Annotated in this window: 13 protein-coding genes; 9 read left to right on the top strand and 4 right to left on the bottom strand. The window is 49.5% G+C overall.

The window, feature by feature from the left end:
- Nucleotides 1–14: 14 nt before the first annotated feature.
- Nucleotides 15–2,006, top strand: coding sequence for a transketolase (gene tkt / locus WCN91_RS01580; RefSeq protein WP_342675667.1), 1,992 nt, complete (start codon nt 15–17; stop codon nt 2,004–2,006).
- Between the two features lie 72 nt (nt 2,007–2,078).
- Here the strand turns inward: tkt and WCN91_RS01575 are convergent, their stop codons facing one another.
- The 4 genes from WCN91_RS01575 to gpmM form a co-directional block, all read right to left on the bottom strand.
- Entirely contained in the window at nt 2,079–2,849 is a 771-nt protein-coding gene (locus WCN91_RS01575; RefSeq protein WP_425415992.1) for a divergent polysaccharide deacetylase family protein, read from the bottom strand.
- Between the two features lie 73 nt (nt 2,850–2,922).
- Entirely contained in the window at nt 2,923–4,125 is a 1,203-nt protein-coding gene (locus WCN91_RS01570; protein WP_342675666.1) for a S41 family peptidase, read from the bottom strand.
- A 32-nt stretch (nt 4,126–4,157) separates the two neighbouring features.
- Nucleotides 4,158–5,312 carry a murein hydrolase activator EnvC family protein gene (locus WCN91_RS01565; protein ID WP_342675665.1) on the bottom strand — a complete coding sequence of 385 codons (1,155 nt, stop codon included), beginning with the start codon at nt 5,310–5,312 and terminating at the stop codon, nt 4,158–4,160.
- Nucleotides 5,313–5,323: 11 nt separating this feature from the next.
- Complete coding sequence (gpmM, locus tag WCN91_RS01560; RefSeq protein WP_342675664.1) at nt 5,324–6,859, bottom strand: 2,3-bisphosphoglycerate-independent phosphoglycerate mutase; 1,536 nt, start codon at nt 6,857–6,859, stop codon at nt 5,324–5,326.
- A gap of 150 nt (nt 6,860–7,009) precedes the next feature.
- Here gpmM and WCN91_RS01555 point away from each other — a divergent pair, with 150 nt between their 5' ends.
- The 8 genes from WCN91_RS01555 to epd all read left to right on the top strand — a co-directional run bounded on the left by WCN91_RS01555 (nt 7,010) and on the right by epd (nt 12,785).
- On the top strand, nt 7,010–7,441 hold the full coding sequence (locus WCN91_RS01555; protein WP_342675663.1) for a rhodanese-like domain-containing protein: 432 nt from the start codon (nt 7,010–7,012) through the stop codon (nt 7,439–7,441).
- Nucleotides 7,442–7,456: 15 nt separating this feature from the next.
- The gene (gene grxC / locus WCN91_RS01550; protein WP_105199470.1) at nt 7,457–7,714 is read left to right on the top strand and encodes a glutaredoxin 3; all 258 of its coding nucleotides are present in this window, start codon (nt 7,457–7,459) and stop codon (nt 7,712–7,714) included.
- A gap of 67 nt (nt 7,715–7,781) precedes the next feature.
- Entirely contained in the window at nt 7,782–8,264 is a 483-nt protein-coding gene (gene secB, locus WCN91_RS01545) for a protein-export chaperone SecB (protein ID WP_105199471.1), read from the top strand.
- A 3-nt stretch (nt 8,265–8,267) separates the two neighbouring features.
- Entirely contained in the window at nt 8,268–9,278 is a 1,011-nt protein-coding gene (gpsA, locus tag WCN91_RS01540; RefSeq protein WP_105199472.1) for an NAD(P)H-dependent glycerol-3-phosphate dehydrogenase, read from the top strand.
- A gap of 265 nt (nt 9,279–9,543) precedes the next feature.
- Entirely contained in the window at nt 9,544–9,801 is a 258-nt protein-coding gene (locus tag WCN91_RS01535; protein ID WP_342675662.1) for a hypothetical protein, read from the top strand.
- A 35-nt stretch (nt 9,802–9,836) separates the two neighbouring features.
- Nucleotides 9,837–10,409, top strand: coding sequence for a 1,6-anhydro-N-acetylmuramyl-L-alanine amidase AmpD (ampD, locus tag WCN91_RS01530; protein ID WP_342675661.1), 573 nt, complete (start codon nt 9,837–9,839; stop codon nt 10,407–10,409).
- Between the two features lie 18 nt (nt 10,410–10,427).
- Nucleotides 10,428–11,276 (top strand): beta-lactamase regulator AmpE, encoded by an 849-nt coding sequence (gene ampE, locus WCN91_RS01525; protein ID WP_342675660.1) that lies wholly within the window; start codon nt 10,428–10,430, stop codon nt 11,274–11,276.
- Between the two features lie 498 nt (nt 11,277–11,774).
- Entirely contained in the window at nt 11,775–12,785 is a 1,011-nt protein-coding gene (gene epd, locus WCN91_RS01520) for an erythrose-4-phosphate dehydrogenase (RefSeq protein ID WP_342675659.1), read from the top strand.
- Nucleotides 12,786–12,808 lie beyond the last annotated feature (23 nt).

The raw sequence follows: 12,808 nt of genomic DNA, 5'->3' as shown, positions 1-12,808 counted from the left end.
AGGTAGGAGAATTCATGCCATCTCGCAAAGAACTCGCTAACGCCATTCGCGTCTTGTCTATGGACGCCGTTCAACAAGCTAAATCTGGTCACCCGGGTGCCCCTATGGGCATGGCCGATATTGCCGAAGTCCTTTGGCGCGATTATTTGAAGCACAACCCAACGAATCCTGATTGGGCTGATCGCGACCGATTTATCCTGTCTAATGGCCACGGTTCAATGCTGATTTATTCGCTTTTACACCTAAGCGGCTATGACCTGCCTATGGAAGAAATTAAAAACTTCCGTCAGTTGCATTCAAAAACACCAGGTCACCCTGAGTATGGTTATGCGCCGGGCGTAGAAACCACAACCGGCCCACTTGGCCAGGGTATTACCAATGCCGTGGGTATGGCTATCGCTGAGAAAGCCTTGGCGGCACAATTTAACCGTGACGGTCACGATATCGTAGATCACTACACTTACACCTTCTTGGGTGATGGCTGCTTGATGGAAGGTATCTCTCACGAAGCCTGTTCATTGGCCGGCACTTTAGGTCTTGGCAAGTTGATCGCGTTTTGGGATGACAACGGCATTTCAATCGACGGTGAAGTAGAAGGCTGGTTCAGCGATGATACGCCTGCTCGTTTTGAAGCATACGGCTGGCACGTAGTTCGTGGCGTTGATGGTCACGACAGCGAAGCGATCCGTGCGGCCATTGAAGAAGGTCGTGCTAACGGCGACAAGCCAACCCTTATCTGTTGTAAAACCGTTATCGGTTACGGCTCACCGAATAAATCGGGTAGCCATGACTGTCACGGCGCGCCTCTAGGTGATGAAGAAATCAAAGCGGCACGTGAATTCCTGGGCTGGAGCCATGATGCTTTCGTAATTCCACAAGAGGTTTACAGCCAGTGGGATGCTAAAGAAGCGGGCCAGAAAAAAGAGCAAAGCTGGAAAGATAAGTTCGCTGCTTATAAAGCCGAGTTCCCTGAACTAGCAGCGGAATTTGAGCGTCGTCAAAACAACGAGTTGCCTGCGGATTGGGCGGAAAAATCACAAGCCTATATCGAGCAGCTGCAAGCGAACCCGGATAATCCAGCAACGCGTAAAGCATCACAAAATGCCTTGAATGCCTTTGGCCCTATGCTGCCTGAATTTATGGGTGGCTCTGCGGACCTGGCCGGCTCAAACCTAACGCTTTGGAGCGGCTCTAAAGGCTTGACCAGCGATGATGCCAACGGCAACTACATCTTCTACGGTGTGCGTGAGTTCGGTATGTCGGCTATTATGAACGGTATCGCGCTGCATAAGGGCTTTATCCCTTACGGTGCCACCTTCCTGATGTTTATGGAATATGCCCGTAACGCGGTACGTATGGCGGCGCTGATGAAAACGCCAAGCATCTTCGTTTACACTCATGACTCAATCGGTCTGGGTGAAGATGGCCCAACGCACCAGCCGGTAGAGCAAATGGCGAGCCTGCGTTATACCCCTAACCTGGTTAACTGGCGTCCTTGTGATCAGGTTGAGTCGGCTATCGCCTGGCAACAAGCTATTGAGCGTAAAGACGGTCCAACGTCACTGGTATTTACCCGTCAGGGTCTGGCGCAGCAAGCGCGTACTGCAGAGCAGTTGGCTAATGTTAAGAAAGGCGGCTATGTACTAAGCTGTGACGGCAACCCTGAAGTGATCCTGATCGCTACCGGCTCAGAAGTTCAACTGACCATGGATGCAGCCGCTGAATTACGTGCTCAAGGTAAGCAGGTACGTGTGGTTTCTATGCCATCAACGGATCTGTTCGATGAGCAAGATGCGGCTTATAAAGAATCTGTACTACCGGCTGCTGTGACTCGTCGCGTTGCCGTTGAAGCCGGAATTGCCGACTTCTGGTACAAGTATGTAGGCCTTAACGGCAAGGTGATCGGCATGACTACCTTTGGTGAGTCGGCGCCAGCGGATGAGCTGTTCAAGCTGTTCGGTTTCACCGTGGAAAATGTGGTAGCAGCGGCTAACAGCCAATTCTAATCGCTTGTTTAAAGACATAAGAAAAAACCGCGCCTGGCGCGGTTTTTTTATGTTCTTAAATAGGTGGGCGACTTATTCGCTGGTCTTCGTCGTTTTAGCTTGTGCCAAACGCAGGGTGCGCTGCTGTACCAGCTGTGACAGGGGCACCAGCTCTATGCCTTCCGCTTGCAGCTCGCCCAGTGCACCTTGCAAAAAGGCAAAGGTTTCCGGGTAGGGATGAGCTATGGCCACCGCATAGTCATGCTTCTTGGCGATACGTTTGAGCTGTTCAAAACGAAAACGCAGTTGTTTTTCGCTGGTGATATTATCTAAAAATACATGTCGCGCTATATTCTCGACGCCATAGAGGCTGGCTATGCTTTGCGCCTTGGAGTGCGGCGTGGTTTTGCTATCGAGAAAATACAGCTCCTGCTCTTTGAGCACTTCCATGGTCCAATTCATCGGCATATTTTGCTGGGTCAGCAGTGAGCCCATATGGTTATTTACGCCCTTGATATTCGGCAAGCTGCTTAAGGCTTCTTTTAATCTGCTTTGGAAATCTTCCTTGGGCATATCCATGGTCAGGGCGCCGGGCCCTAGGGCTAGATCATTGAGCGATTGCATGGGCGCATGGAGCATAATCTCTTTGTTTTGTTCATTGGCTCGACTCGCAAATCGCGTGGCATAAGGGGTGAAGGGCAATATGGCAAAAGTAAGCTGGCCAGGTAAGTTTAAGGCGGACAAGTCATTACGGTGATAACCAATATCGTCGATAACTATGGCCACCTGTTTTGCTTGTACTGCCTGGCTGATCGCTTGATAAGCCAAGAGCACAACCACAGCAATCCATTTTAGTGTGTGCACAGTAATATTAATTCTTCTGTTGATGTTTTTATCTGAGCCAATGTTTTGCGCACTGGCTCACTATTATTATTTTTTAATATTCTTCCAGTAGTTGCTGGGCTTTTATTAACTGTGTGTCTAATAATGCAGTCAAATTGCTATCGGCACTTTTCCCAGCCGCTAAATTGATTATAACCTCTTTATTTGATTGGGAAAGGTCTGGTTGCAAAATAGCGACATCCGGAGTGATCCCTGTACCCTCAATGGAGATGCCGGCCGGGGTATAGTATTTAGCTGTCGTCAGTTTTAAGGCGCTGCGGCCATCGCCCAAGGGAATTAGGGATTGCACCGAGCCCTTACCGTAAGAGCGGGTTCCCACCACCTTGGCTCTGTGGTTGTCTTTTAAGGCTCCGGCTACAATTTCTGCCGCCGAGGCCGAGCCTTGGTTAATCAACACCACTATGGGCGCGCCTTCTAGTATATCCCCTGGCTGGGCATCAAACTTTTGATTGGCTTCGATAAAGCGGCCCCGAGTCGAGACTATGGTGCCGGTACTAAGGAACAGGTCAGCAATATTGATGGCACTGTCGAAGGTGCCGCCGGGGTTATCGCGCAAATCAATAAGCAGGCCTTTAAGTGCCGTGCCGCTTTGCTGCTGCATCTTGGTTATATGGCGGGCGACATCATGAAAACTGTGGTTATTAAAGCTGTTGATGCGCAGGTATCCGGTGCGATTGGCTTGCAGCTCGCTGTTTACGCTTTCTATATGTATGGGTTGGCGGGTGAGGTGAAAATCGAGTCGTTGTGAATGACCGGCACGGGCAATGGCCAAGGTCACTTCACCACTTTCGCGGCTGTTGATCAGCTTGGAGACATCTTCCAAGGATTTATCTATTACAGCTACATTGTTGATGGCCACTAAAATATCACCGCCTAACAGGCCAGCAGCCTGAGCCGGAGAGTTGGGCAGCGCCGAGACGATGACCACATGATTCTGGCGTTTTTCGACCTCTATACCTAGGCCCTTATATTCGCCATTGGTTACATCAAAAAGACGTTTTAATTCCTGCTCATCCAGGTATTCACTGTAGGGGTCAAGCTCGTTCAGCAGGCTGCTCAGCACATGTTGATCCAGCTTGGCACGATCCACTTCCTCGACATAAAAGTGATTTATATGAAATAAAACTTCTTCGAGCTGGCTTTCCTGCGCCGCTGCTGAAACACTGTAAATGCTTAGCGTTATAGCTAGGCACCAGTTTAAAAAGTGCCTAAAAATGAGTGCGTTATATGCAAACATAGGCTGCCCCTTGTGGCACAGCCGCTATTCAATTAGGAGGTCTTGCACCAGGTGGTTGGATTAACGGCACGTCCTTTGTGACGTATCTCGAAGTATAGACCAGGATCAACCTGACCGCCGCTCTGACCAACTAGGGCTATGGCTTCACCTTGATAGACCTGATCGCCCACTTCCTTGAGCAGGGCTTGGGCGTGGCCGTAAAGACTCATATAACCCTTGCCATGGTCAACCACCATGACCCAGCCAAAACCCTTAAGCCAGTCGGCAAATACCACCTGACCGTCTTCAATGCTATTAATATTACTGCCTTCTTTAGCATCGATCACCACGCCTTTCCAATTAAAGCCGGGGCGTTTGCGGGTGCCAAAACGGTGTTTTAACGGCCCACGGGTCGGCCAGGCCAATTTGCCCTTGCTGCTGCCAAGGCCAAGCATAGCAACCTGACGAGCCTTGGACTGTTCAAGCTCTTTTATGGTGGTGATCAGGGTTTGTTCGTTGTCTTTGAGGTAGGCGATGGCGCTTTGCAGTTGGTTCAATTCACCTTGCAGAGCCTTTACCTGAGCTTGACGCTCGGTCTTGGCGGCCAATAATTGCTGCCTTTGCTCTTCTTCCTGGCTGCGAAGCTGTTCGAGTTGTTCGCGGTTTTGCGCCAGCGCCAATTGGTTTTGTTCTATTTCTTCCAGGGTTTCTTTAAGTTCATCAAGCTGTTCCAAACGCGCCTTATTGAGGTAGTCGTAATAACTTATGGTGCGTTCTAATTTCGCGGTGTTCTGCTGATTGAGGAGTAACTTAGAGTAATCGTGACCGCCGACCATATAAGCGCTTTTAAGCTGCGCCGCTAAGGCCGTGTCTAAGGTTTTTCTATGCTGCTCTAATTCCTGCGCCTGGGTTTGTAATTCATTGTGTTGCTGGCGGTTGGCATCTATTTGGCCATCGAGTTCTCTTAGCTCTTTGGCGTTGTTGGCAATGGCTTGCTCTGATTTTTTTAATTGTTGTTGCAGCAAGCCCAGGGATCGTTTCTGGCTTGAGAGATTGTTCTGGTTTTTCTTAATCTCCTGCTGGACCTCGGTTAAGTCTTGCTTGGTGCGGTTTTCATTGCTGCTCGCGGGCAGGGCGCACAAGGACAAGAGTGCCGCGCTTAGCAGCGACACTCTTGTTTGCGAGCCTAGGTGGATAAACCTAAACATATGCGTATCGATTAACGCAGCAGCATGATTGGCGAGCCTGTCATTTCTGCGGGCTGCTCCATGCCTAGTAGATGCAACATGGTCGGTGCCACGTCGCTCAAGGTTTTACCCGCTACCGGCTCGGCATCGCGACCGACATAGATAAAGGGCACTGGCTCACTGGTGTGGGCGGTATGGGCCTGACCGGTTTGTGCATTTTGCATTTGCTCGGCATTACCATGGTCGGCGGTGATCAGTGCTTCGCCACCGCTTTGTTCCAGGGCTTCAAGCACACGGCCAATACAATGGTCAACCGCTTCACAGGCCTTCACTGCCGCTTCGAATACACCTGAGTGACCCACCATGTCGCCATTAGGATAGTTACAGATGATCACGTCATACTTGCCGCTGTGAATGGCTTCAACCAGCTTGTCGGTCAAAAGTTCAGAGTTCATTTCCGGTTGTAAGTCATAGGTAGCTACATCCGGTGATGGGATCAGCTCGCGACTCTCACCTGCAAATTCCTGCTCGCGACCACCACTGAAGAAGAAGGTCACGTGTGCATATTTTTCCGTTTCGGAAATACGCAGCTGAGTTTTATCATGCTTGGCCAGCCATTCACCGAGTACATTGTTAAGCGGCTCAGGCGGGAAGGCTACTGGTGCATCAATATCCGCAGCATATTCGGTAAGCATGACAAAGGCCGCCAGTTGTGGCGTTTTCTTTTTGTTGAAACCGTTAAAGTCGGCATCGACAAAGGTGCGCGTCATTTGGCGGGCACGGTCGGCGCGGAAGTTCATAAACAACACCGCATCGCCATCATTAATGGTGGCAGGGGTATCGCCAATCACGGTCGCTTTTACGAATTCGTCGTTTTCACCACGCTCGTAGGCGGCCTGTAATCCACTTACGGCATCCAGGGAGTGATATTCGGCTTCACCCAATACCATCAGGTTGTAGGCGCTTTCGATGCGTTCCCAACGGTTGTCTCTGTCCATGGCATAGTAGCGGCCAATCAGGCTGGCAATGCGACCCTTACCTACGCGCGCAAAGGTAGCATCGATATTCTTTAAGGTGGCTTCGGCGCTGCGTGGTGGCGTATCGCGGCCATCTAAAAAGGCATGAACATAAATTTCTTGGGCGCCGCGCTCAGCTGCAAGCTCAATGGCGGCAATAATATGGTCTTCATGGCTGTGTACGCCACCTGGGCTCATCAGCCCCATTAGGTGTACTGCCTTGCCTGCATTTACGGCGGCATCAATGGCGTTAACCAGGGCCGGGTTGGTGGCAAAGGTGCCATCTTCAATGGCCTTGGTGATACGGGTAAAGTCCTGGTATACAACGCGGCCGGCACCAAGATTCACATGACCTACTTCGGAGTTGCCCATTTGTCCATCGGGAAGACCTACGTCCATGCCCGAGCCGGAAATTAACGTATGTGGGCGTTGTTGCCAAAGTTTGTCTAAAACCGGTGTATTAGCGGCTAAAATAGCGTTACTTTCGCTTTCTTCACGATAACCCCACCCGTCTAAAATCATCAAAACGAGCGGCTTTTTGGGCTGTGTCATTGTATCTCCTCGGTAATGTACACGTTCTGTTAATATCCTACCGTTTTTTACGCTATATCGCAGTAGAAAAGTTTCTCATCAATTGGTAAGTGCAAGGCAAATGTGTATACTTGTGCCGCCCTCAAGGTTTGAATTAACAAAGTAAAACGTATGGAACAATACATAGAATTTATCGGTAATCATCCGATTTTAAGCGTTATCTGGTTGGTTATCGTGTTTATGCTTATTTCGGGATGGTTTAAAAGTAAGTTTTCGGCCATTAAGCAGATCAATCCACAACAACTCACCTTATTGGTGAATCGTGAAAACGCTGTAGTGGTTGATATTCGCGCCCAGAAAGACTTTACGGCGGGGCGTATTGCCAATGCCGTTCACCTAAGCGCGGAAAAAGCGAAACAAAGTGACTTTGCAGAGCTTGAAAAGCATAAAAGCCAACCCATTATATTGGTATGCGCTACGGGTATGACGGCTTCGGGTATTGCCAATAACCTAAGTAAAGCCGGGTTTGAGAGTGTCTTTATCCTTTCTGGTGGTATGCAGTCTTGGCAAAGTGCCGGCCTACCTCAGGTATCGGGCCGCTAATTATAAGAGCAAGTTATGAGCGATGTAGTTTTATACAGCAAAGATTATTGTCCCTTTTGTCAGCGTGCCAAGGCATTGCTGGATAAAAAAGGTGTAACTTATACCGAGTATGATATTGGTCTTCAGCCTGAGCTACGCGATGAAATGATCAAGCGTGCCAATGGTGGTTACACAGTGCCGCAAATTTTTATTGGCGACCAGCACATAGGTGGCTGCGACGATATGATGGCACTCGAAGCTCGTGGCGAATTAAACGCGTTACTAAACGTATAACAACTTATTAGATAACGGGCCGCAGCGACTGTGGCTCGTTACCCTTAACAGATTGAAAGGAACGACAATGGAAGAGCAAAATCAAGGCGCAGCACAAGAGCAACAACAAGCGCAATTCTCAATTCAACGTATTTACACTAAAGACGTGTCTTTCGAGACGCCAAACTCACCGGCTATTTTCCAAAAAGAGTGGAAGCCGGAAGTTAAACTAGACATAGATACGCGTTCAAACAAGCTTGAAAATGGCATCTACGAAGTAGTGTTGGCTCTAACAGTAACTGCGACTATCGGCGAAGAAACAGCTTTCCTATGTGAAATCCAACAGGCTGGTATCTTCACTATCGGTGAACTAGAAGAGCTACAAACGGCGCATATGCTAGGTGCTTTCTGCCCGAACGTACTTTTCCCTTACGCTCGTGAAGCCGTATCTAACCTGGTTAACCGTGGTACTTTCCCGCAGTTGAACCTGGCTCCGGTTAACTTTGACGCGCTATTTGCCCAATACATGCAGCAACGCGCTGCTGAGCAAGCACAGCAAGCTGACGCATAAGTTATGAGCACAACAGCACCTTCAGCTGTAACTGTTCTGGGGGCGGGGTCGTATGGCACCGCCCTTGCTATTTGTTTCGCCCGTAACGGCCACCCGGTGACCTTATGGGGTCGCGATGCCGAGCAAGTCGAAAAGCTGGCTCGCGAACGCAAAAACGAACAGTACCTCGGCGATATTCCTTTCCCTGAAACCCTGACTCTTGAAAGCTCGCTAGAAAAAGCGGTGCAAAGCAGCGACATCATTTTGGTGGTGGTGCCGAGCCATGCCTTTGCCGGGCTATTGGAAACCATTGCACCCATGTTGCGCAGCGATGCCAAGGTGGCTTGGGCAACCAAAGGCTTAGAGCCGGAAACTGGGCGCTTATTGCAGGATGTGGCGACGCAAAAACTAGGCGATAAGGTGGAACTGGCGGTGTTGTCGGGCCCGACCTTTGCCAAAGAAATGGCGGCTGGATTACCGACGGCTATTTCGGTGTCGGCGACCAGCGACAGCTTCTGTGAGCGCCTATCTAGTCTACTTCATTGCGGCCGCTCATTTAGGGTGTATCGCAATAATGACTTTATTGGTATTCAACTCGGTGGTGCGGTTAAGAACGTCATCGCCATAGGCGCGGGGATCTCAGATGGATTTGGCTTTGGTGCCAATGCCCGTACCGCGCTTATTACCCGAGGTTTAGCGGAGTTGTGTCGCCTGGGCTGTGCCCTGGGCGCCAAGTCGGAAACCTTTATGGGGATGGCTGGATTAGGGGATCTGATCCTTACCTGCACCGATAACCAGTCACGTAACCGCCGTTTTGGCTTAGCCTTGGGGCAGGGCCTGGACGTGGAAGCAGCGCAGCAACAGATTGGCCAGGTGGTTGAAGGCTATAGAAACACCAAAGAAGTCTATATGCTGGCTAAACGCAGTGGTATAGAGATGCCGATCACAGAGCAAATCTATAAGGTGCTGTATGAAAACAAAGACGTGAAAGAGGCCGCTATGGCGCTACTGGGGCGCGAACAACGCGCCGAGTAAGCTGGTAAGCAAGCTCTTTCAGTCATAAAAAAGCACGTTTTTGCCCGTGCTTTTTTTATGCTCTAAGCTGTAAGATCCGGAGAATACCAATTCTGTTAAGTATGTGATCAGAGATAGCGCTGGATAAATGATATGATCACAAGGCGGAATTTTTCTTATGTAGTTATTCTACATAGAAAAACTCCAACACAGTGAGCATGATATTTAGCCCGCTAGAATGATTAGCTATTTAAGTGAATTGGTATAACACCTAAAGGATGGATTCATGGCATCAACAAAGCAGGTGGACACTGAGCGTCGCCACGGCCAAAGGACTTTCAATCAACACTTCGCCAGGCTCACAGGTGAGCGGGTCGACAAGCTGTACAGCCTGACCAAATTAGGTTACGAGCTGGATTTTGTCCGCACCCATTGTCCACCACCTAGGCTGGCGGTGTTACACCGCAACCATGAACTTGTGGCTATTGACGCTCAGGGGGAGTGTGACTTTTATCCCGAAGTGCCCTTGCGCCATCAGTCCTAGGCTTTTACCATGACGGCAAAGTGATGGGAGGGCTTATGGCAATTAATGATCAAGGGATTTACGCCGGCGCGCAGCAGTATCCCTGCCCGCATTTCGATGCGCGACCACAGCAGGAAGTTTCACTGCTGGTGATCCACTGCATTTCCTTGCCCGAGGGGCACTATGGCACCCCTTATATCGATGACTTGTTTGCCGGGTGTCTGGATTGCGATGCTCATCCTAGTTTTAGTTCATTGCAAGGGGTTCGGGTGTCGGCCCATTGCCTCATTGACCGTGATGGCCGAGTGCGCCAATACGTGCCCTTTACTGAGCGCGCCTGGCATGCGGGTGTATCACAATTTGCCGGGCGCGAGCGTTGTAACGATTTCAGCATAGGGATTGAGCTCGAAGGCACAGACTGCAGTGAGTACACTCAAGCTCAATATCTGAGCCTGGCGCAACTGGCCCAGGCCATTATGGAGCGCTACCCAGAGATCACTCGCGAGCGCATTGTCGGTCACAGTGATATTGCCCCAGGTCGTAAAACGGATCCGGGGGAAGCATTTGATTGGACTTACTTTTTTGACCTTACATTTACCAGTAATTGCGATAGACTAAAAGAAATCTAAGTTAACTTATTTGCCACTATGACACTGATAGCCATAATTTTTGCGCTTATTGCCGAACGCCTCGGAGCGCGCTCTAAAACCTGGCAAATCGCCACCTATGCCCACTGGTATCAAGGGCAAAGTTTTGGTCTGCTTAAACGCTTTAGCAGCTTGGGCAAAGAAGCCGGAATGATCCTCTGGTTATTGATCCCTAGTCTGTTGGTTTTTGCCCTGGCTAATCTCAGTGACTTTGTTCTGTGGCAACTGCTTATTAATACCGCTGTTGTTTTAACTTGCTTTGGTTGTGCCACCCTGCGCGGCTATTACAAGGGCTATTTAAACGCTTTAACCCGAGACGATGGTGAAGCCGCTACCCTCTATGCCTTGCAAATGGGACAAAAACGCACCGAAGATGAAGAAGGGGGCGAAACCTTTGCGCAAACCCTGGCCTGGGTAAACTTTCGTTTTTATTGTACGGTTATTTTCTGGTTTGTATTTTTAGGGGCTGCGGGGGCCTTGTTTTATGCCTTAGTGCGCAGTTTCCTAGATTTTAGTGAGCAAACCGAACATGAATTGTCACCCTGGCATCAGGCTCTGGGTAAGATTATCTACTGGCTTGAGTGGCCGGTGGCGCGGGTGGCCAGTTTAGGTTATCTGGTGATAGGTAACTTTTCCAAGGGCACTCAGTGCTGGCTGCGCCACGTGCTTGATTTTTCGGTGTCAAACCGTCAGGTGATCACAGAAACTGCCTTGGCCGCAGAACAAATTGAAATAGAACATTATGGCTGCACCATTGAAGCCCAATGCATGATGCGTTTGGTTAAGCGTAATGTACTCTTCTTCTTAGCCCTTATTGCCTTACTTACCCTGTTCGGTGGTTTGTCTTAGAACCCATGCTAAGCTTGGGCCTCCTACCGAGGGTCTGTTTATCTTTGCGGTTTACTTTATGTTCAATCTAAACGCATTCTGATGAATATAATCACTAATTTATGTGGTCAAATTCATCCATGAAGCTTGGTTACATCGCGCATCCATGCGCTCACCTCGCTAAGCTGCGAAGCATTGCTTCGGTCTTGCTCGCCTATGTTCATAGCGAGTAACATAGAGCAGGATGCGTTTAGATGAACCCGCAGGGCAGCGCTTGTAGCGCATTTCTACTGTGTTGTTACATGTTTATGTAGAATAACTACACCACACATGTGCCGCCTTGTATAAATTCACTGCAAACTGCTGCAGAAACAAACAACAAAGGTCAACAGACCCTAAGGGGCTCGGCGGTTTTTATTTATACTCCCCCCTTACACTTGAGCCCCATGTCTATTACAATAGCGGCCATTCTTTTAAGACCTGCGTATAGGCAACTTTTCAAGGCGGTAGTCTGTAGTTATGGCAATTAAGCTGGCAATTAATGGCTTTGGCCGCATCGGCCGTAATATTTTACGTGCTTTATATGAGAGCGGACGCCGCAACGAATTTGAAATTGTTGCAATCAACGAGTTAGCCAAGCCAGAAGGCATAGCTCATTTACTCAAATATGATACCGCCCATGGGCGTTTTGCTTTTCCCGTGGAGCTAGGCGAGCAGGCCTTGATAGTCAATGGCGACAGCATTGCCTTATATTGTGAGCAAGATGCCAGCGCCTTGCCTTGGCAAGAGCACGAAGTTGATATAGTGCTTGAGTGCACAGGGGTCTATCACTCTCGCCTAGATGCGCAAAAACACTTGGATGCCGGCGCCAAAAAGGTGCTGTTTTCGCAGCCCGCCGATGCCGATGTCGATGCCACCATAGTCTTTGGCATTAACGACCACGAATTAAACGCTGAGCAGACAATTGTTTCCAACGGCTCTTGCACCACCAACTGCATTGTCCCTGTAATTCAGGTGCTTGACCATGCCTTTGGTATCGAGTCTGGCGCCATTACCACCATACATGCTTCCATGCACGATCAGCAGGTCATCGATGCTTATCATGATGATTTGCGCCGCACCCGTGCCGCAAGTCAGTCTATAATTCCGGTGGATACCAAATTAGCCCGTGGCATAGAGCGCATTTTACCTAAATTCCATGGCCGCTTTGAGGCCATTGCCGTGCGCGTACCCACCATTAATGTGACCGCCATGGACCTGAGCGTAACCGTTAACAGCGATGTGTCGCTCAGTGATGTTAACCAAGCCATAGCCAATGCGGTACATGGGCGTCTGGCGGGCATTTTAGACTATACCGAAGAGCCTCTGGTGTCGGTCGATTTTAATCATGATGCACATTCTTGTATCATCGACGGTACACAGACACGGGTTAGTCATAAACGTTTGATAAAACTATTAGTATGGTGTGACAACGAGTGGGGGTTCGCTCATCGAATGCTCGATACCTCGGCTGCGTGGATGCAACAATAAGCATCTAACTTTGTATAAAACGT

Origin of the sequence: Pseudoalteromonas qingdaonensis (assembly GCF_038739665.1) — a bacterium.
Taxonomy (GTDB): Bacteria; Pseudomonadota; Gammaproteobacteria; order Enterobacterales; family Alteromonadaceae; genus Pseudoalteromonas; species Pseudoalteromonas qingdaonensis.
Note: the sequence above shows the minus strand (reverse complement) of the source record. Positions and strands in the feature narration are given on the sequence as shown.

Bases quoted from the DNA above. Each gene is read 5' to 3' on its own strand.
- tkt (WP_342675667.1), top strand. From the start codon at position 15: ATGCCATCTCGCAAAGAACTCGCTAACGCCATTCGCGTCTTGTCTATG.
- WCN91_RS01570 (WP_342675666.1), bottom strand. From the start codon at position 4,125: ATGTTTGCATATAACGCACTCATTTTTAGGCACTTTTTAAACTGGTGC.
- WCN91_RS01565 (WP_342675665.1), bottom strand. From the start codon at position 5,312: ATGTTTAGGTTTATCCACCTAGGCTCGCAAACAAGAGTGTCGCTGCTA.
- gpmM (WP_342675664.1), bottom strand. From the start codon at position 6,859: ATGACACAGCCCAAAAAGCCGCTCGTTTTGATGATTTTAGACGGGTGG.
- WCN91_RS01555 (WP_342675663.1), top strand. From the start codon at position 7,010: ATGGAACAATACATAGAATTTATCGGTAATCATCCGATTTTAAGCGTT.
- grxC (WP_105199470.1), top strand. From the start codon at position 7,457: ATGAGCGATGTAGTTTTATACAGCAAAGATTATTGTCCCTTTTGTCAG.
- secB (WP_105199471.1), top strand. From the start codon at position 7,782: ATGGAAGAGCAAAATCAAGGCGCAGCACAAGAGCAACAACAAGCGCAA.
- gpsA (WP_105199472.1), top strand. From the start codon at position 8,268: ATGAGCACAACAGCACCTTCAGCTGTAACTGTTCTGGGGGCGGGGTCG.
- WCN91_RS01535 (WP_342675662.1), top strand. From the start codon at position 9,544: ATGGCATCAACAAAGCAGGTGGACACTGAGCGTCGCCACGGCCAAAGG.
- ampD (WP_342675661.1), top strand. From the start codon at position 9,837: ATGGCAATTAATGATCAAGGGATTTACGCCGGCGCGCAGCAGTATCCC.
- ampE (WP_342675660.1), top strand. From the start codon at position 10,428: ATGACACTGATAGCCATAATTTTTGCGCTTATTGCCGAACGCCTCGGA.
- epd (WP_342675659.1), top strand. From the start codon at position 11,775: ATGGCAATTAAGCTGGCAATTAATGGCTTTGGCCGCATCGGCCGTAAT.